The 19,388-nt window shown below is 64.2% G+C and carries 15 protein-coding genes and 1 pseudogene; 8 read left to right on the top strand and 8 right to left on the bottom strand.

Translation table 11 applies throughout. The features are described 5' to 3' along the window. Nucleotides 1-286: 286 nt before the first annotated feature. Together AC07PT_RS08680 and AC07PT_RS08675 are read right to left on the bottom strand one after the other, a co-directional pair. Nucleotides 287-1,428 (bottom strand): annotated as a pseudogene (locus AC07PT_RS08680) (IS3 family transposase). 223 nt (nucleotides 1,429-1,651) lie between these two features. Further along, complete coding sequence (locus AC07PT_RS08675) at nucleotides 1,652-1,849, bottom strand: hypothetical protein (protein WP_051443262.1); 198 nt, start codon at nucleotides 1,847-1,849, stop codon at nucleotides 1,652-1,654. A gap of 618 nt (nucleotides 1,850-2,467) precedes the next feature. Between AC07PT_RS08675 and AC07PT_RS08670 the strand changes: the two genes are divergently transcribed. Continuing rightward, a complete protein-coding gene (locus AC07PT_RS08670; protein WP_492346941.1) occupies nucleotides 2,468-2,713 on the top strand; it encodes a hypothetical protein in 246 nt (81 codons plus the stop codon). A 16-nt stretch (nucleotides 2,714-2,729) separates the two neighbouring features. Here the strand turns inward: AC07PT_RS08670 and AC07PT_RS08665 are convergent, their stop codons facing one another. Further along, nucleotides 2,730-2,957 carry an ATP-binding protein gene (locus tag AC07PT_RS08665; protein WP_494656428.1) on the bottom strand — a complete coding sequence of 76 codons (228 nt, stop codon included), beginning with the start codon at nucleotides 2,955-2,957 and terminating at the stop codon, nucleotides 2,730-2,732. A 105-nt stretch (nucleotides 2,958-3,062) separates the two neighbouring features. Here AC07PT_RS08665 and AC07PT_RS08660 point away from each other — a divergent pair, with 105 nt between their 5' ends. Further along, nucleotides 3,063-3,710, top strand: coding sequence for a LysE family translocator (locus AC07PT_RS08660; RefSeq protein WP_494656427.1), 648 nt, complete (start codon nucleotides 3,063-3,065; stop codon nucleotides 3,708-3,710). A gap of 180 nt (nucleotides 3,711-3,890) precedes the next feature. After that, nucleotides 3,891-4,454, top strand: a complete 564-nt coding sequence (locus AC07PT_RS08655; protein WP_494656426.1) for a sugar transferase — start codon at nucleotides 3,891-3,893, stop codon at nucleotides 4,452-4,454. Nucleotides 4,455-4,482: 28 nt separating this feature from the next. On the opposite strand, the gene AC07PT_RS08650 is transcribed toward AC07PT_RS08655, so the two are convergent. Together AC07PT_RS08650 and selD are read right to left on the bottom strand one after the other, a co-directional pair. Further along, nucleotides 4,483-4,641, bottom strand: a complete 159-nt coding sequence (locus AC07PT_RS08650) for a hypothetical protein (RefSeq protein ID WP_492346938.1) — start codon at nucleotides 4,639-4,641, stop codon at nucleotides 4,483-4,485. Beyond that, complete coding sequence (gene selD / locus AC07PT_RS08645) at nucleotides 4,638-5,696, bottom strand: selenide, water dikinase SelD (protein ID WP_492346937.1); 1,059 nt, start codon at nucleotides 5,694-5,696, stop codon at nucleotides 4,638-4,640. The genes AC07PT_RS08650 and selD overlap by 4 nt, the downstream gene beginning before the upstream one ends. 36 nt (nucleotides 5,697-5,732) lie before the next feature. Here selD and mnmH point away from each other — a divergent pair, with 36 nt between their 5' ends. From mnmH to AC07PT_RS08630, 3 genes are all read left to right on the top strand, one after another. Continuing rightward, nucleotides 5,733-6,827 carry a tRNA 2-selenouridine(34) synthase MnmH gene (mnmH, locus tag AC07PT_RS08640; RefSeq protein WP_494656425.1) on the top strand — a complete coding sequence of 365 codons (1,095 nt, stop codon included), beginning with the start codon at nucleotides 5,733-5,735 and terminating at the stop codon, nucleotides 6,825-6,827. An 84-nt stretch (nucleotides 6,828-6,911) separates the two neighbouring features. Beyond that, a complete protein-coding gene (locus AC07PT_RS08635; protein WP_494656424.1) occupies nucleotides 6,912-8,435 on the top strand; it encodes a GGDEF domain-containing protein in 1,524 nt (507 codons plus the stop codon). Beyond that, nucleotides 8,425-10,050: an alkaline phosphatase D family protein gene (locus AC07PT_RS08630; RefSeq protein ID WP_494656524.1), complete on the top strand. Its 1,626-nt coding sequence runs from the start codon at nucleotides 8,425-8,427 to the stop codon at nucleotides 10,048-10,050. Before AC07PT_RS08635 ends, AC07PT_RS08630 begins: the two co-directional genes overlap by 11 nt. Before the next feature lie 8 nt (nucleotides 10,051-10,058). Here AC07PT_RS08630 and AC07PT_RS08625 read toward each other — a convergent pair whose 3' ends face one another. The 3 genes from AC07PT_RS08625 to AC07PT_RS08615 form a co-directional block, all read right to left on the bottom strand. Further along, entirely contained in the window at nucleotides 10,059-11,717 is a 1,659-nt protein-coding gene (locus AC07PT_RS08625) for an acyl-CoA synthetase (protein ID WP_494656423.1), read from the bottom strand. A 102-nt stretch (nucleotides 11,718-11,819) separates the two neighbouring features. Beyond that, nucleotides 11,820-13,532, bottom strand: a complete 1,713-nt coding sequence (locus AC07PT_RS08620; RefSeq protein WP_492346933.1) for a diguanylate cyclase domain-containing protein — start codon at nucleotides 13,530-13,532, stop codon at nucleotides 11,820-11,822. Beyond that, nucleotides 13,529-14,626 carry an ABC transporter substrate-binding protein gene (locus AC07PT_RS08615; RefSeq protein WP_492346932.1) on the bottom strand — a complete coding sequence of 366 codons (1,098 nt, stop codon included), beginning with the start codon at nucleotides 14,624-14,626 and terminating at the stop codon, nucleotides 13,529-13,531. The genes AC07PT_RS08620 and AC07PT_RS08615 overlap by 4 nt, the downstream gene beginning before the upstream one ends. A 57-nt stretch (nucleotides 14,627-14,683) precedes the next feature. Here AC07PT_RS08615 and dnaG point away from each other — a divergent pair, with 57 nt between their 5' ends. Both dnaG and rpoD read left to right on the top strand, forming a co-directional pair. Further along, nucleotides 14,684-16,687, top strand: a complete 2,004-nt coding sequence (dnaG, locus tag AC07PT_RS08610) for a DNA primase (RefSeq protein ID WP_492346931.1) — start codon at nucleotides 14,684-14,686, stop codon at nucleotides 16,685-16,687. 342 nt (nucleotides 16,688-17,029) lie between these two features. After that, nucleotides 17,030-19,387, top strand: coding sequence for an RNA polymerase sigma factor RpoD (gene rpoD / locus AC07PT_RS08605; protein WP_492346930.1), 2,358 nt, complete (start codon nucleotides 17,030-17,032; stop codon nucleotides 19,385-19,387). Nucleotide 19,388 lies beyond the last annotated feature (1 nt).

The raw sequence follows: 19,388 nt of genomic DNA, 5'->3' as shown, positions 1-19,388 counted from the left end.
CAGCGGCGAGCGGCATTCAGGCTTTTGTTGGGCAAAGTTTGCACGCCTCAACGGATTCACAGAGAAACTGAAAGCGCAAATTTTGACCGCCAAGCAAAAAGGGGAAGCATCTGTCTGTCCACAATGTCGCCCGTTTTTCGTCAGTCAATGGCACCGACATGATTGCACAATATGTTACATAATTGTGTAAACAATACAACTGATGACGATTGCATATTGAGGCTCATCAAGCTTTGCTTTACACGCCGATGGGGTAAAAGCAACAGAGGCTGACCCTGTACCAGTTTCAGTACCGCTCAGAAGTAGAAACTTCCGGCTTCTCTGACATCGCCGTTGCTGCCTGCAGGCAGCAACGGCGGGCGAATTCAGCGGGTGTGGCCCACTCCAGCGCAGAGTGGGGACGACTCTCGTTGTAATACCTGCGTCACGCTTCGATTTTGGTCTGTGCATCCGCCAATGACAAGAACCAACTCGCGTTCAGGCACTCCTGCCGCAGTCGACCATTGAAGCTCTCCACTGCCGCGTTGTCTGTCGGTTTGCCTGGCCGGCTGAAGTCCAACTCAACGCCGCGCTCGTAGGCCCATTTGTCCATCACCTTGGAGATGAACTCGCTTCCGTTGTCTGTCTTGATCGTGCCTGGTAGGCCACGTTGGACACAGACGTCGCTGAGCGTTCGCACGACATCTTCCCCCTTCAAGCTCTGGCCAACCTCGATGGCCAGGCACTTCCTGGTGAACAGATCTACGACCGTCAGCATGCGCAGCTTTCGGCCATCAAACAAGGCATCGGCCACGAAGTCCATGCTCCAGATTTCATTCATGGCGTGGGCCAACTGCTTAGGCTGGCGTAACTTGGCCGCTTTGTTGCGCCGCGGCCTTTTCAGGCGCAGCGACAGACCTTCTTCCCTGTACAAGCGGTAGACCCGTTTGACGTTGTCCCTGTGGCCCTCGCGACGAAGCATCACGTGCACCCGGCGGTAACCGTAGTGCACCCTTGTGTCGGTGATCTCCTTGATGGGCATCTTCAGTGCCGACTCGTCCTTCTTGACCGCTTTGTACAGGTAGGTCGAGGTCGACATCTTCACCACACGCAACGCATTGCGTTGGCTGCATCCAAAGCGCTGCATCAATTCGGGCACCAACGCGCGCCGCTGCGAAGGCCTCAAAGCTTTTTTGCAACGACTGCCTGCAACATCGCCTTGTCCAGGCTCAGATCAGCCACGATCTGCTTGAGCTTGCGGTTTTCCTCTTCGAGTTGCCGCAGTCGACGCAGCTCCGAGGGACCCACGCCTGCGTACTTCTTGCGCCACACATAGAACGTCGCATCGCTGATGCCCATCTTGCGGCAGACCTCCTCGACGCTGATACCCAACTCAGCTTGCTTGGGTGCGAACGCAATCTGATCTTCAGTGAACCTGCTCTTTTTCATGACATGCTCCTGGCCCAAAACAGGCCTTCATCATGCCGGCAGCTCTGTTACCAAACGGTACTAAAACATGGGACAGGGTCAGTTCGATTCATCTCTCCGGCACCAAATGGAAGCCCCAGGTTCGCAAGAGCCTGGGGCTTTTTGTTTTCCGGTGTTGCTCAGGGCCTCAAAGAGGTGCCGTGCATGCCAGGGCCAGCTATACAGAACTGGGCGAACAAGCCCTTCACCCGACGCGCTTGCTCAAGGCCCAGATGCAGGCCCCCACAGCCAGAAGATCAGCCACATCCCTCTCATAACCTTCTGCCTTGGGATCCAGCCGTTCCAGCAGTGAGGCGATGTTGGCAATGGCCACGTCCGGGTCCGCGGCCCCACCGCTGGCTTCGGTCTCCAGGATTCTGAGCATGGCGTCGGGTTGTTTCATGGCGTTAACAGGGCGGTTGAGGCTGGCGTTGTGGCAGACACCCAAGGATAGCGAAGCCTTCAGCAGGCGTCACGTCAACGCTGTTGCGACCACCCCGTAAATCGCTTGTTGCCCCTCATCTCGGCGATCGGCCCACCCCAGCGAGGGCACGTGGTGGCAGCTTCGGGCAGGCCACAGTTTCTCAGAAGGGGCCCAATCTCAAGCCCAGAAAGACGAGGTAGCGCTTCTCACAGCCATGGCATTCAAGGTGCCGACTCCCCGGGAGAAACCGCATCCACAGGTCGCGGGCCACGCGGAACAAAGGCTCGTGACAGCGGCTGCAACGCGGCCTGCTTTCATGCCTGAGCGCTGGGTTGGATGAAACTGTGCTCATGAACGACCTCCTTACCGACCTCGGTCATGTCGAACAGACACGCCGCCGCATGCGATTGCTGCGTTGCAACATGTTACGCCTCCACCGTGACAAGCCCAAGAATTTCTGCAAATGGGCCAGGGGTTAGGCCCCCCTCAGACCGAAGTCACCTTGAAACGTATCTGGTCAACCACTTACCAAAATTGGGCGATGCGCGCCCTGTTCAGGTTTGCCAAACTCGCGCGAACCGCAGGGAGAACGACAACGTGACAGCAGACTTTTCATTTGAAGATGGCGGCTACCTCATCGAGGTGTACGCCAGCGAGGTACAGCCCGGGCAATGGAAGGTTCATTCCGTTTTCCAGCGCCTGAGTGACCTGGACGATGACCACGGCATCGCCACCGCGATCCGACATGAGTCCGACGTGATCTTCGAATCGATGCCCCACGCCATGCTGGCGGGTCGCGAACAGGCCAAGCAATTGGTGCGGCAGGGCTCGGTCGGGCTCTGACAGCCGCTTTCAGAGCTCAAGCCCCGTCTGTGGGCAGGACCATGGTGATGGCCCCAAAAGGACAACGCAGCTCACATTTGCGGCAACCCACACAACGATCGGCGTCTTGCAAGGCTGAGAATTTGCGCCAGCCCTGAGCCTGCAAACTTAGAAGATGCAGATGACACGTCGGCACACACCAGCCACAGCCCGTGCAACGTGTGGAATCGATCACCGGAATCGGAATGGAACGAGAGGGGTTCATGCAAGCCGTGTTAGAAACCAGAGATAGCCAAAGCCCCTGCCGTGACAGGGCCTGTGCAGGCATGAATGCTGCTGCAGTGATGCTTTGGCACCAGAGTGTGGCTTCATGAACGCTATTTTCTTTTTTCCCGTGGCCGTGGCGATCGCTCTGACACCCGGTCCGAATAATTTCTGCGCCCTGAACAACGGCATTCGCCAAGGCGTGGTCCCGGCCTTGGTAGGCACTTGCGGCCGGGTTCTGGCGTTTTCGGTGTTCCTGACGGTGTCGGCCGTGGGCCTGGGCGCCATGCTGCTGGCCTCTGAGGCCGCTTTCAGCACCATCAAATGGGTGGGCGCAGCCTATCTTTTTTACCTGGGCTGGCGGGCCTGGCGCAGCCGCGAGTTCAGCGGACTGGCCCAGACGTCGGACACCGCGGACGGGCGGGACGCGCCCGCTGCGGCGGTGCAAGCGCGCAGTTGGCGGGCCTTGATACGGCAGGAATTCCTGCTGGGCATCACCAACCCCAAAGCCATCATTTTGTTCGCTGCAATCTTTCCGCAATTCATTGACCCCAGCCAAGCGGCTGTGCCTCAGTTTGCGATTTTGGGCCCCACCTACCTGGCCGCCGAGTTCGTGGCCAGCCTGGTTTATGCCGCTGGCGGCCTGCAATTGCGCCGCCTCATCACCACCCAGCGGGCCGTCGTGCGACTGAACAAGGCCACTGGGGGCTTCTTCATGGGGGCGGCCGGGCTGCTACTGGCCTCCAACAAATAAAAACAGCGCACTGCCAGACCGGCCACTACGATCCCCGTCTTCCACGACATACCAGGGCGCGACTGAGGTGGCACCAGCCCTGCCCCGCAGGGGTACCTGTTTCTGAGATTGTGTCAAGTGCGTAAAGTCTCAGGCACACTCCGAAGGTTTGCCCCCCACGCCCGCGCACTTCCCGCACTGATGAGTAAAAGACTGTTCGATTTCACCCTGGCCAGCCTGGCCTTGATTCTGCTGGGGGTGCCCATGTTGCTGATCGGGCTGGCGGTGCGATTCAACTCACCCGGGCCGGCGCTTTACTGGTCACTCCGGGTCGGTCGACAGGGCAAGCCTTTTCTGATGCCCAAGTTCCGCAGCATGCGGGTGGGCACACCCACGGTCGCCACGCACCTGTTGCCCGATCCAGACAGCCATCTGACGCCTTTGGGCCGTTGGCTGCGCCGCACCAGCCTGGACGAACTGCCCCAGCTGTGGTGCATCGTGCGCGGTGACATGAGCCTGGTAGGCCCGCGCCCTGCCCTGTGCAACCAACAGACACTGCATGCGATGCGCGAGACGGCAGGTGTCCATACCCTGGCCCCAGGCCTCACCGGATGGGCCCAGGTGCATGGGCGCGATGACCTGGACGACACCGAAAAGGCCGCCTACGACGCCGAGTACCTGCGCACGCACTGCCTGGCGCTGGACCTGCGCATTTTGTTCCGGACCGCCGTGCTGGTGCTGCGCGGCGAGGGCATACGACATTGAAACCAGGCCTCCCCGACTGACCGCCACCTCAGCAGAACATCAGGGCCAGCAAGGCCGCATCGTCGGCCAGGTTCAGCAAGGCATAGGCCGACAGACGCAGCAGCCAGAACTGCGCCTGCAAGGGCAAACCCTCCAGGGCCAGCCACCCCGAAAGCGGCGCCAGTGCCTCGGACGCGGGCTCGCTCACTCGAAACGCACCCCGGCACGTGCCCCGGCCGGCAAGGCCTGCATGCGGCCCACGACAACGGCCTCGGCAAATCCGGCCTCATGGAAGGCGCTCAGCACAGCGTCAGCGGCCTCAGGCGCACAACTCACCAACAAGCCGCCGCTGGTCTGCGGATCGGACACCAGGGCCTGCTGCCAGGCCTCTGCGCTGCCGGGCCAGGTGATGTCGCCCCCATAAGAGGCCCAGTTGCGGGCCGAAGCGCCGGTCACCACCCCATCATGGGCAAAGCGCTGGGCAGCCTCGATCAGGGGCAAATCAGCCAGGCTGACCTCGGCCTGCAGAGAAGAACCGCGGCACACCTCCAGCAGGTGCCCGGCCAGACCAAACCCGGTCACATCGGTCATGGCGTGAACGCCGGCCAACCCGCCCAGGGTGCTGCCCACGCGGTTCAAGCGCGTGGTGTGAGCCAACATCTCGGCATAGCCGGCCTCATCGAGCAGGCCTTTTTTGAGTGCGGCCGACAAGATGCCCACCCCCAGCGGCTTGCCCAGCACCAGCACGTCACCGGCCTGTGCGTCGGCATTGCGCCGCACGCGATCAGGGTGCACCAGGCCCAGGGCCACCAGCCCATAGATGGGCTCCAGCAGATCGATCGAATGCCCTCCGGCCACGGGGATGCCGGCCTCACGGCAGATCTCGGCCCCACCGGCCAAGACTTCGCCGATGGTCTCGGGCGACAGCTTCGCGATCGGCATGCCTACCAAGGCCAGCGCCAGGATGGGCGTGCCGCCCATGGCATAGATATCAGACAAGGCATTGGTGGCCGCGATGCGACCGAAATCTCGCGGGTTGTCAACGATGGGTGTGAAGAAATCGGTGGTGGCCACCAGGGCCTGATGGTCATTGAGGCGGTAAACCGCCGCGTCATCGCTGGTCTCCAGCCCCACCATCAACTCGGGCGGCATCAGGCCACGCGGTGCGCGTGACAAAATCTCGCTCAGCAAGCCGGGGGCAATCTTGCAGCCGCAACCGCCTCCGTGGGAAAACTGGGTCAATGCAGGAGTCGAAGTAGTCATGTCTTATTTTCACGTTTTTTGGCGACAGGGACGCTCATGAGCCGCCGAGCCCCCGTGCAGGTCAGCGAAATTGACCAATTCGACGTCGTGATCGATGCCCGCTCGCCCTCCGAGTTTGCACTGGATCACATCCCGGGGGCCATCAATTGCCCGGTGCTCGATGATGAGGAGCGCCGCATTGTGGGCACGATCTACAAGCAGCAAGGCGCCTTCGAGGCACGTCGCGTGGGCGGGGCCATGGTGGCCGCCAACCTGGCCCGCCACCTGAACGAACGATTTGCTGATCAGCCCGCCGACTGGAAGCCGCTGGTGTATTGCTGGCGTGGCGGTCTGCGCAGCGGCTCGATGGTGGCCTGGTGGCGTCTGGTGGGCTGGGATGCCCAGCAACTGGCCGGCGGCTACAAGCGTTTTCGCCAGCAAGTGGTGTCAAACCTGGCCGAGTTGGCGCCCAGGTTGCGGCTGCAGGTGCTGTGCGGCCCCACCGGCAGTGCCAAGACGCGACTGCTGCACGCGCTGGCCGACCAGGGCGCCCAAGTGCTTGACCTGGAAGGGCTGGCCCGCCACAAGGGGTCTTTGCTGGGCGCCGTGCCGGGGCAAGCTCAGCCCTCGCAAAAGGCTTTTGAGACCGCCCTCGACGCGGCGATCCGCCACTTCGACCTGAGCCGCCCCGTGTGGGTCGAGGCCGAAAGTCGAAAAATCGGACGCATTGCCCTGCCCCAGGCCCTGGTGGACCGCATGCGCAGTGCCCCCTGCCTGGAGTTGCAGGCCTCTTTGTCAGAGCGACTCCGTTTTCTGCTGAACGACTACGCCTACCTGGGAGACGCCCCCGAGCAACTGGCGCAGCAGTTGGAACCCCTGCGCACCCTGCACGGCCACGAGGTGCTGAACCAGTGGCAGGCCTGGGCCCGCCAAGGCCAACTCGCGCCCCTGTTCGAAAGCCTGGTCACGCTGCACTACGACCCTCAGTACGCCCGCTCGCAAGCGCTGCACTTCCGTCACTGGCCCGAGCGGGAGGCCCTCCAAGCCGACTCGCTCACCCCGGCTGCGCTGGCCCTGCTGGCCGCCGATGGACTGGCGCAGCGCGAACTGCCCGAGCCGGCAGACAAGGCCGCTTATTCATCTGCGTCATGATTTTTCAAGACTGACAGGGTTATGCTTTCGCCTTTGACACCTTTGTCAACGCCCGGCGTGCTCGCCCCCTCCTGAACCTCATCCATGGCTGAACGATCGCCCTACGAGATTGCCAAGGAAACGCTCAAGCTGCTTTCCGTGCGCAAGCTGCTGCCCTCGCCCGAAAACTACCAGGCGCTGTATCACGAAGTAGCCGGTACCCGGCATGTGCCCAACTTTCCCGAAGAGCAGTTGCGCAGCATCGCCCGGGTGATGCCGGGCCAGACACCAGCCCAGCAACGCCTGCTGGGCCAATTGGACCAGTCCATCCAAACCCGCAACTGGGTGGGCCTGCAGGCCGCCCTGGTGGGCCTGGCCACCCAGCCCCTGGTGAGCACGCCAGCGCACCTGCCGGACAAACCTGCCGTCACGGACGACTTGATGGCCGAATTGCGCGAACAGATCGCGCGCCTGATCGAAAACACCCTGCCCATGCTGGGCCAGGATGACCCGCGCCTCAAAGAGCAGGCCGAGCAACTGCTGACCTTCGCCCGCCAACCAACGGCCGACGTGAGCACCCTCAAACTGATGCTGGGCAACCTCAGCTTCAAGGTGTCCTTTGCGGCCGAAGACCAGATGGCCATCAAGAGCTCCCTGCTGGAGCTGCTGCACCTGCTGTTTGTGAACATCGGCGAGCTGACGGTGGAGGACAGCTGGGTCAAAGGCCAGATCGACGCGCTGGTCAGCGCCACCACGCCGCCGCTCACACTCAGGCGCCTGGACGACGTGCAGGCCCGCCTGAAAGATGTGATTTTCAAGCAAAGCGAAGCCAAGGCCCGCACGCTGGAAGCGCAAGAGCAGATGAAGCAGATGCTCGCGGCCTTCATCGAGCGCCTGGGTCGCATGACAGAACACAGCAGCGCCTACCAGGGCACGATCGAGAACTGCTCGCGCCAGCTGGAATCGGCCCAGACCCTGGTCGACATCGCCCCCGTGCTGCAAGAGGCCATTCAGGCCACGCGCGCCATGTCCATCGACACCTTGCACATGCGCGACGAACTGCGCGAGATGCGTGAGCGCACCCAGCAGGCTGACGAAGCCCTGCGCCGGCTGCAAGAAGAGTTGGACCGCGCCAGCTCGCAGGCGCGCCACGACCCGCTGACTGGCGCACTCAACCGCAAGGGCCTGGACGAGGCCCTGCAGCGCGAGATCGCCCGGGCCCGCCGCCAGGGCACGGCCATGTGTGTGTCGCTGCTGGATCTGGACAACTTCAAGCGCCTCAACGACAACCTGGGCCACGACACGGGCGACGCCGCCCTGGTGCACTTGGCCCAGGTGGCGCGCAGTACCATGCGCCCGCAAGACAGCCTGGCCCGCTACGGCGGTGAAGAATTCCTGGTGGTGCTACCCGACACCGAGCAGGCCAAAGGCGTTGAGGTGATGAAGCGCCTTCAGCGCGAGCTGACCAAGCAGTTCTTCCTGAAAGACAACGAAAAGGTACTGATCACCTTCAGCGCGGGCGTCGCGCAGGTGGGGGCCGACGAGGAAACCACCGAAGCCATCAAGCGTGCCGACCAGGCCATGTACCTGGCCAAACGGTCCGGGAAGAACCGTGTGGTTGCGGCCTGAGCTGCCTCGGCGCGCGTGGCTGCAAGCCCTGCTGCTGGGCAGCGCGGCTCAGCCCTGGCGGGCCTGGGCCCAGCGCAACACCCCGGCGGGCCTGGCCGCCGATCCATTTGGCCTGGGCGTGGCCAGCGGCTCACCCAGCCATGACAGCGTGGTGCTCTGGACCCGCTTGTGCACCGACGGCCTGGGTCCGAACCAAGTCACCGTGTCATGGGAGCTGGCCGAGGACGATCGATTTGCCCGGGTGCTGCAACGTGGGCAGGCCTCAGCCCAGGCCGAGTTGGGCCACAGCGTGCATGTCGAGGTCAACGGCCTGCAGGCTGAGCGCTGGTACCACTACCGCTTCATGGTCGGCGACGCGGTCAGCGCGGTGGGCCGCACGCGCACTTTTCCGGCCCCGGACGCACTGGCCCCGCGGCTGCGGCTGGCATTTGCCTCTTGCCAGCGCTGGGAGCACGGCCACTATGCGGCCTGGCGTGACGTGGCCACCCGCAGCCCCGACCTGGTGGTGTTTGTGGGCGACTACATCTACGAATACGCCTCGCCCCCGGGCGACCCCACCCCCCAGGCCAAGACCCCGATCCACCGCGTGCACACGCTGCGCCGCGCTCAGACCCTGGCCGACTACCGCGACCGCTATGCGTTGCACAAAAGCGACCTGGCCCTGCAGGCGGCCCACGCAGCCTGCCCCTGGCTGCTGACCTGGGACGACCACGAGGTCGAGAACGACTACGCCGGCGATCGGGGTCGCGACAGCAGCGGCGCCGACTTCCTGCGCCAGCGCAGCGCGGCCTACCAGGCCTTCTATGAAAACCAGCCCCTGCGCGCCTCGGTGCTGTTGCACGGTCTGCAAGGCCTGACCCGGCCTGACGCCTTGCGCCTCTACCAGCGCAGCGACTTCGGGCGGCTGGCGCGTTTTCACCTGCTGGACGACCGCCAGTACCGTGCCGTGCAGGCCTGCCGCGAAGCCGGCAGCAGTGGTGCCGGCACTGTGCGCGCGGGCCGCTGTGCCGAGCTGAACGATCCGACCCGCAGCCTGCTGGGCCCGGCCCAGGAGCAGTGGCTGGCCCAGGGCCTGGCTCAGGATGCCGGCCCGCTGGGGCCGCGCTGGAGCGTGATCGCGCAGCAAACCCTGTTCTCGCCGCGCCACTATGGCGGCGCCAGCGCGGCCGCCCGGGCCGATGAACCCACCCCCACCGACCCCTGGGACGGCTACCCGGCGGCCCGTCAGCGCCTGTTGGCCGACCTGCAGGCCACGCCGCCGCGCAACACCGTGCTGATCGGTGGCGATGTGCATCAGAACTACGTGTGCCGGGTGCAGGCCGACCCCGATCGGCCCGATTCGCCGGTGCTGGCCAGCGAGTTCTGCGGCACCTCGATCAGCTCACACTCCAGCGCCACGCTGGAGCGCGCCGCCGCCCTGCGGCGCGACAACCCGCACATCCTGCTGGCCCGGCCAGACCAGCGCGGCTACGCCTGGGTAGAGCTGAGCCCGCAACGCTGGCAGACCACGCTGATGGCGGTGGATGACCCGGGCCGCGCCGACAGCCCCGTGCGCCCTCTGGCCCGCTTTGTGGTCGAAGATGGCCGCGCCGGGCCTCAGCCCGACACGGTTTAGCTCAAGCCTCAGACGTCGATCGCGCCGGCCGAGCCCGCCTGCTTGCGCAGTTCGAACTTCTGGATCTTGCCGGTACTGGTCTTGGGCAGTTCGCCAAACACCACCGCACGCGGCACCTTGAAGCCGGCCAGGTGCTTCTTGCAATGCGCCACGATGTCTTCGGGCGTGGTCTCAGCACCCGCCTTCAACTCGACAAAGGCGCAAGGGGTTTCGCCCCAGCGTGCATCGGGCTTGGCCACCACCGCGGCGGCCAGCACGTCGGGGTGGCGATAAAGCACGTCTTCGACTTCGATCGAAGAGATGTTCTCGCCACCCGAGATGATGATGTCCTTGCTGCGATCCTTGATCTTGATGTAGCCGTCCGGGTATTGAACCGCCAGGTCGCCGCTGTGGAACCAGCCCCCGGCAAACGCCTCTTGCGTGGCCTTGGGGTTCTTCAGGTAGCCCTTCATGGCGATGTTGCCGCGGAACATGATCTCGCCCATGGTCTCACCGTCCTGCGGCACCGGCTGCATCGTCTCGGGGTCAAGCACGCGCACATCGCGCTGCAGGTGGTAGCGCACGCCCTGGCGAGCGTTGAGTCGGGCGCGATCGCCGATGTCCAGCGCGTCCCAGGCTTCGTGCTTGGCGCACACCGTGGCCGGTCCATACACCTCGGTCAGCCCATAGACATGGGTCAGGTCAAACCCCATCTGCTCCATGCCCTCGATCATCGAGGCCGGCGGCGCGGCGCCCGCCACCATCGCCCGGATGCCGGCCGGCACACCGGCCTTCAGGGCGGCCGGTGCATTCACCAGCAGGCCGTGCACGATGGGTGCACCACAGTAATGGGTGACACCGTGCTCGCGCATCATGGCAAAGATGGCCTCGGGGTCGACCCGGCGCAGGCACACGTTGACACCGGCCCGCGCGGCCACTGTCCACGGGAAACACCAGCCGTTGCAATGGAACATGGGCAGGGTCCAGAGGTAAACCGAGAACTTGGGCATGTCCCACTCCAGCACATTGGAGATGGCATTCACCGCGGCACCACGGTGGTGGTAAACCACCCCCTTGGGGTTGCCTGTGGTGCCGCTGGTGTAGTTCAAGGCGATCGCATCCCACTCGTCCGCGGGCAACTGCCAGGCATATTCAGGGTCACCACTGGCCACAAACTGGTCATAGGTGGTTTGCCCGAGCCGCAGCGGGGCCTCGCCATAGAGGGCATCCTCCACATCGATCAGCAGCAGCGGGGTCTGGGCCTGGCGCAGCGCCAGAGCCTTTTGCACCACCAGGGCAAACTCGGGGTCGACGATCAGCGCCTTGGCCTCGCCATGGTCCAGCATGAAGGCAATGGTTTCCGGGTCAAGCCGGGTGTTGAGCGAGTTGAGCACGGCCCCGGCCATGGGAACCCCGAAATGGGCCTCGACCATGGGCGGGGTGTTGGGCAACATCACGGCCACGGTGTCGTTCTTGCCGATGCCGGCACGGCTCAGGGCGCTGGCCAGTTGGCGGCAGCGTGCGTAGGTCTGAGCCCAGGTCTGGCGCAAAACCTGCTCACCACGCCCGTGCACGATGGCCAGGCGGTCGGGGTAGACCTGGGCTGTGCGCTCGATGAAGCTCAAGGGGGTGAGACTGGCGTGATTGGCTTCGGTGCGGGGCAGATCCTGGTCATAAAAGGCGGTCATGAGGTCTCCTGAAGTGCGAAATAAGACAGTGCGGGCTGCGCTGGTTTCATTTTGCGGCGACAGCCTTACGCGGGCGTTTCAACCCACAAGGGCCTGAGCCACTCAGGCCGCCGGCCGACTGAGGCGCCCGCTTTGCTTGGCTCGGTACATGGCCGCATCGGCGTCGGACAGCAGGCTGCGCACATCGTGCCCGTCACGCGGATACAGGCTGATGCCCACACTGGCGTGCACCTGGATCGGCAGCCCCTGGTGCAGCACGGGCTGCAGAAACTGGGCCTGCAGCTTGGCCGCGATCGGGTCGGCATCCGCCTCGCCCTGCAGCCCTTCGCACACCACCACGAATTCATCGCCGCCCATGCGGCCCACCAGATCTCCGGCGCGCAGGTCATCGCTCAGGCGCTGGGCCACAGCACGCAGCACGGCATCGCCCACCTCATGGCCCAGGCCATCATTGATGTTCTTGAAGTGGTCCAGGTCCACGAAAAGCACCGCACAGACCAGGCCCGAACGGTCGGCCCGGTCCAGGGCCTCGGCCAGGCGCGCTTCCACCATGCGCCGATTGGGCAGGCTGGTCAGCGGGTCATGGTGGGCCAGGTGGTCCATGGCGTTGTGGCGACTGCGCAGTTGCGACATCTGCAGCCAGACCTGCTCCTCCATGTGCTGGAAGCCACGCGCCAGCTCACCGATCTCATCATGACGCTCGACTGGCAGCCCCATCACACGCTGCCCCTTGCCCATGCTGCGGGTGGCCGCCACCATCGCCTTCAGGGGCTCCGTGACCACCCGCGACACCAGCACCGCCATCAACAGGGCCGCCAGACACACCAGCAGCAGCACCTGGACGATGCTGCGGCCCAGGAGCGGTGTATCGCCCTCGATGACGCTGAGCGTCTGGGCCAGCCCGAGCACCAGGAAACGCTGATCCACCTCGGCGCCGACCGGCAAACGCACAAACGCCGCCGCCAGGGGTTCGCCATAGGCATCGCTGGCCCGGGTGACCAGCGACTGGACCCGCCCATTGATCAAGCCCTGGGCCTCGGGAAAGGTGTCCTGGATGAACACGCGCTGCCCACGGTCAAACCCGAAGGTCTGGCTGGCATCCGGGTGCATCAGCCAATCCCCCCAGCGGTTGCTCATGTAAAGCTGGAAGCCGCCCGGCAGATTGGACATCACGTCCTGCAGAAAAGGCCGGGCCGCCACTTGCAAGGCCACCACACCCAGGGTACGCCCCTGAAACACCACAGGTGCCGACACCGTGAATGAGGGCATGTCGTTGGCCCCCGGAGACTCGTCATGGTTGACCGCGAACTCAGACAGATACACCTGCCCGGCCGGCTGGGCCAGGGCCTCGAAAACATAGGGGAAATGCCCCTTCTCCCGCATGTCGCGCTCCGGCGCACGCTGCAGCGCCTCGCCCTCGCGCAGCACCCGCACCCGCTCCAGGCCATGCTCCCGCGCAGTGATCAGCCGCAGTTGCAGATAGGCGGGATGGGAGGCCAGCAGGGCCTCGAAAGCTTGAGCCATGACCTCACGGTCGGCTTGCGGCGCACGGCCATGAGCCCCTGCCCCCTCTTCCAGCAAGGACCGGGCGGCCGCATGAGCCGCCAGCCCCAGGGCGTCTCGCGAGACGCTTTGCAGGCTGGAATGCAGGTGACGCGCCAGCACCTCGGTCGTGCTCAACAGGTAGCGCTCGGCGCGCTCGGTCATCATGGCGCGACTGCTCACAAAGGTGTAGTGGCTGGCCAGGCCGGCAGCAAACGCGCTGAAGGCCACCAACAGCAGGCTCAGCCGCAGGGCAATGCCGCCGGGCTTCATGCTGCCAGCCTCTCGGGCCGCTCGCCGTCCCGGATGCGCTGCCAGAGCGCCGCCCGACGGGCTTCGTCCTCGACGGGCTCCAGCCACAGCAGCGAGGCACCGGAAGCCACCTCAGGCGGCTCTTCCAGCGTGTTGGCCAGTCCCTGACGCTGACTGAATGTACGGCTGACCTCAGCCGACAACATGGTGTCGATCCAGCGCGCGGCCAAGGTCAGGCTGCGGGCCTGGCGGGTGATGGCCCAGCAGTCCAGCCATGCCAGGGCGCCCTCGCGCGGCAGGGTATAGCCCACATCCAGGCCCTGATCACGCAACAGCTTGAGTTGCTGGCGACCGTAGTTGGCAAACATCAGGGCCACCTGATGACGACGGAACAGATCGGCCGACTCGTCCGGCTGGGTGTAGAAGGCCCGCACATTGCGGCGCAGGGCCACCAGATGCCGGGCCAGAGGGCCAAACTGGCTGGCAGGGATGCGAAACGGCGGCAGCCCGGACGACTGCGCGGCAATGGAGAAATTGTGCGCACTGCCGTCAAATGCCAGCACCTTGCCACGCCAGCGCTCATCCCACAGCGCCTGGATCGAATCCGGCGGACGGGTCATCTGACGGCGGTCGAAGATCAGCCCCATCTCGGCATAGGTGAAAGGCATGCCGAACAGCTGAGACCCCTGCATCAGGCCCGGAATCGATTCACGCTTCAGAAAGCGGGGCAGTTGGGCGGCCGCCTGGGGAATCCAGGCCAGCGGCAAAGGCGACAACTGATTCAGGGCGCGCAAGCGCTGCAACTCGACCGTGTTGGCCGCCAGCACGTCAAAAGGTGGCCCACCAGTGTCGGGGTCGCGCCGGGCCAGGCGTTCACGCAGCACATCATCAGACCCCACGATGGTGAGCTCAACCCGGACCTCAAAGTGACGCTCAAAGGCCTTGACGATGTCAGCATCTGCGTAGCCTGGCCAGGCCAGCACCCGCAAGACGCGACTGGTGTCAGCCACCCCACCCTCGCCCGAGCCCTGGGCGCAGGCACCTCCGCTGGCCCAGACGACAGTCTGCGCCAGTCCCGCACGCCAGAAGGCGCGCCTTCCAGCCGAGGGTCGCATGCCGCTTGTCATATAAGGTGTTCCGTCCGCCTGACAGTTTAAGGGGACAATAGGCGGGTGACGATCCCCCAGTCTTTCATCCAGGAACTTCTTGCCCGCACCGATGTGGTGGACATCGTGGGTCGCTACGTGCCCCTGAAGAAAGCCGGGGCCAACTTCATGGGCCTTTGCCCCTTCCATGGCGAAAAGTCGCCCTCCTTTTCAGTCAGCCCGTCCAAGCAGTTTTTCCATTGTTTTGGCTGCGGCAAGAATGGAAACGCCATCGGCTTCCTGATGGAGCACGCGGGCATGGGCTTTCGCGAGGCCGTGGAAGACCTGGCCCAGCAATACGGCTTGCAGGTGCCCGATGACGATGTCTCGCCGCACGACAAGGCCCGCGCGGCCGAACAGCGGCAAAAGCAACTCAGCCTCAGCGAGGTGCTTGAAAAAGCAGGCGACGCCTATCGCAAGCAGCTCAAAGTGTCACCCCGGGCCGTGAACTACCTCAAAGGACGGGGCCTGTCGGGCGAGGTGGCCAAGCGTTTCGGCCTGGGCTACGCCCCGGAGGGCTGGCGCAGCCTGGCCAGCGTGTTTGCCGAGTACGACAGCCCCCTGCTGGCCGAATGCGGCCTAGTGATCGTGAGCGACGAGGACGGCCGGCGCTACGACCGCTTCCGTGACCGGATCATGTTCCCGATCCGCAACGTGAAAGGGGAATGCATCGGTTTTGGCGGGCGTGTGCTGGGGGACGAGAAGCCCAAGTACCTGAACTCGCCCGAAACCCCGGTGTTCAGCAAGGGGCGCGAGCTGTATGGCCTTTACGAGGCCCGCACGGCGCTGCGCGAGCAGGGTTACGCCCTGGTCACCGAAGGCTACATGGACGTGGTGGCGCTGGCCCAACTGGGTTTCCCCAACGCGGTGGCCACCCTGGGCACGGCCTGCACCGCCGACCACGTGCACAAGCTGTTCCGCTTCACCGACTCGGTGGTGTTCAGCTTCGATGGCGATGCCGCCGGCCGGCGCGCCGCGCGCAAGGCGCTGGACGGAGCCATCCCCTATGCCACCGACACGCGCAGCGTGAAATTTCTGTTCCTGCCGGCAGAACACGACCCCGACAGCTTCATCCGTGAATATGGCCCCGACGCCTTTTCGCGCCATGTGGGCGACGCCCTGCCGCTGAGCCGCTTCCTGATCGAGGCCGCCCGCGAGCAATGCGACCTGGGCACGGCCGAGGGCCGCGCCCACATGGCCGCCAACGCGCGCCCGCTGTGGAGCGCCCTGCCCGAAGGCGTGCTCAAGCGCCAGTTGCTGGGCGAGTTGGCCGAACTGACCCAGTTGCCCACCGCCGACCTGGCAGCCTTGTGGCAGGGCAGCCCCGATGCCGGCGCCGTTCCGCGCCATGGTCAACGCCAGGCGAGCCCGGATGACGCCCCCCACTGGCATGGCGATGGCGGCCAGGGGGCCTGGCCCGATGCCGGCGGCGGCAGCACCGGCCACCCCTCGGCCGGCCCCGGCAAGCGCTTCGACAAGGGCGGCTTCAAGGGCGGAAAAGACGGGTTCAAAGGCTCGCGCGACGGCTGGAAGGGCGGCAAATGGAATGCCAAGCCCGAGGAAAACGACGACGGCCCGCGCACCCCGCCCGTGACGCGACCTGACCATGCGGCCCGTCTGCTGCTGTCGCACATGAGCGCGCTGGAAAGCCTCGGCCACGATGACCACGACATGCTGTGCCAGTTGCCGCCCCCCCATGGGGCCCTGTTCGTCTGGCTGGAGAGTCAGTTCCACGAACACGGGCCCGTGCCCTGGGCGGTGCTGCGCGAGAGCCTGCGCGGGCAGGTCTTCGAAGCGCTGGCGGTGAAGCTCATGACCGGCTCACACGCTCAGACCGAGGGTGAAATCAAGGAATTGCGTGCCGAGCTGCGCGGGGTGCTCAACCGCATGCTGGTTGAGCAGCTCAAACTGCAAGAAAAAGAGGCCATCGAGGCGGTGCGACACGATCCGGCCGCCCTGGAACGCTACCGTGCCCTGTTCAAACGCCGCACCGAGCTCGAGCTGAATCTGCAGCGCGTGGCCATCCAATAAGCACTCTTGTACCGCCTGGCCCTTGAAAAGCGGCCACATCGGTATAATGTAAGGTTTGCATCGGCAAGAGCGACAGCAGCACCTCCGGTCCGGGCCCGCACCACACCCCTAGACGGGGCACGCGCCCACCATCCGCAAGGACTGCACACCAAATGTTCGCCCAGACATCTTGCCCCTGAGAACCGCGTTGCCAGGCCTTGCCCGGCTACCTGCTTCTCAACTGCGAAGGGCTGCAACAAGCTGCAAGAAATTGCGCCAAGCCTCCCTTTGCCGTGCCACCCGCGCCGGGATATGTGGCGCTTGCTCGTTTCTTTGTGTCCCTGTTTGATCCTGAGGTTGTCCATGCCCGCTCAAAAGTCCGCGAAGCCAGTCAAGTCCGAGTCCACCGCCCCGGCCCAGGTTGCTCCGAAAGCCACCGCCAAGACCCCGGCAGCCAAGACGGCTGCCAGTGCCAAGGCGGCGACCCCGTCTGCCAAGAAAGCCACCACAGTGCCCGCATCGAAACCCAAGGCTGAAGCCACCTCCGACGAACTGAAAAAGACTGCCAAGGCCACCGCGGCCGCTGGCGAAGACGCTCCGGTCAAGAAAAAGCCGGGCCGCCCGCCCAAGGCTGCCGCCGACAAGGACGCGACCCCCAAGACCGGTGCCAAGCGCGGCCGCAAGCCCAAGGCCGATGCGGTCAAGGAATCCAGCGAAGACGATCTGGACCTGTCCGACATCGAAGCCGACCTCGAAGGTGAAGTCGAAGCCACCCCCGCAGCGGCCACGACCGAAAAGGTCAAGCCCCTGCGCATGAAGATCAGCAAGGCCAAGGAACGCGCGCTGATGAAGGAATTCGGCCTGGACGAGACTGTCCTGTCCGAAGAAGACATGGCCAAGCGCCGCTCGCGCCTGAAGACCCTGATCACCCTGGGCAAGACCCGCGGCTACCTGACCCAGGTTGAAATCTCCGACCACTTGCCCGACAAGCTGGTGGATGCCGAGACCATGGAAGTCGTGGTCACCATGTTGAACGACATGGGTGTGGCGGTGTACGAGCAGACCCCCGACGCCGAAACCCTGTTCCAGAACAACGTGACCCCGACCGCTGCCACGGTCGAAGAAGCCGAAGAAGAAGCCGAAGCCGCGCTGTCCACCGTGGACTCCGAATTCGGCCGCACCACCGACCCGGTGCGCATGTACATGCGCGAAATGGGCACGGTCGAGCTGCTGACCCGTGAAGGCGAAATCGAAATCGCCAAGCGCATCGAAGGCGGCCTGATGGCCATGATGGAGGCCATCTCGGCCTCCCCCGCCACCATCGCCGAAATCCTCAACATGGGTGAGGAAATCCGCGAAGGCAAGATCGTCATCTCGACCATCGTCGACGGCTTCTCCAACGCCAACGAGGCTGACGACTACGTGGCCGAAGAAGACTTCGACGAATTCGACGAAGCCGACGACGACGACGGCAAGGGCGGCTCCAAGGCCCTGACCAAGAAACTCGAAGAACTCAAGCGCGAAGCCCTGTCGCGTTTCGACAAGCTGCGCGAGCTGTTCGAGAAGATGCACAAGATCTACGACAAGGAAGGTTACGGCGGCGCCGTTTACATGAAGACTCAGCAGCAGCTGTCTGCCGAGCTCATGACCATCCGCTTCACCGCCAAGACCATCGAGAAGCTGTGCGATCTGGTGCGTGCCCAGGTCGATGACGTGCGCAAGAAGGAACGCGAACTGCGCCGCATCATCGTCGACAAGTGCGGCATGCCCCAGGAAACCTTCATCAAGGACTTCCCGCCCAACCTGCTCAATCTGAAGTGGGTCGAGAAGCAGGCGGCCGCCGGCAAGCCCTGGTCCACCGTGATGGCCCGCAACATCCCCCCGATCCAGGAACTGCAGCAAAAGCTGATGGACGTGCAGTCTCGCGTGGTGGTGCCGCTGTCCGAGCTCAAGGACATCAACAAGCGCATGAACGAAGGCGAAGCCGCCTCGCGCGATGCCAAGAAGGAAATGATCGAGGCCAACCTGCGTCTGGTGATCTCGATTGCAAAGAAGTACACCAACCGGGGTCTGCAGTTCCTGGACCTGATCCAGGAGGGCAACATCGGCCTGATGAAAGCGGTCGACAAGTTCGAATACCGCCGCGGCTACAAGTTCTCGACCTACGCCACCTGGTGGATCCGTCAGGCCATCACGCGTTCGATCGCGGACCAGGCCCGCACGATCCGCATCCCGGTGCACATGATCGAGACCATCAACAAGATGAACCGCATCAGCCGCCAGCACTTGCAGGAGTTCGGCTTCGAGCCTGATGCCTCCATCCTGGCCGCCAAGATGGAGATCCCTGAGGACAAGATCCGCAAGATCATGAAGATCGCCAAAGAGCCGATCTCCATGGAAACGCCGATCGGCGACGACGACGACAGCCACCTGGGCGACTTCATCGAGGACGGCTCCAACACCGCCCCGATCGACGCCGCCATGCAGGCCGGTCTGCGCGATGTGGTCAAGGACATCCTCGACGGCCTGACCCCGCGCGAAGCCAAAGTGTTGCGCATGCGCTTCGGCATCGAAATGTCCACCGACCACACCCTCGAAGAAGTGGGCAAGCAGTTTGACGTGACCCGCGAACGCATCCGTCAGATCGAAGCCAAGGCCTTGCGCAAGCTCAAGCACCCGAGCCGCAGCGACAAGCTGCGCAGCTTCATCGACTCGCTGTGAT

This window comes from Curvibacter sp. GW821-FHT09D12 (genome assembly GCF_059416245.1).
Note: the sequence above shows the minus strand (reverse complement) of the source record. Positions and strands in the feature narration are given on the sequence as shown.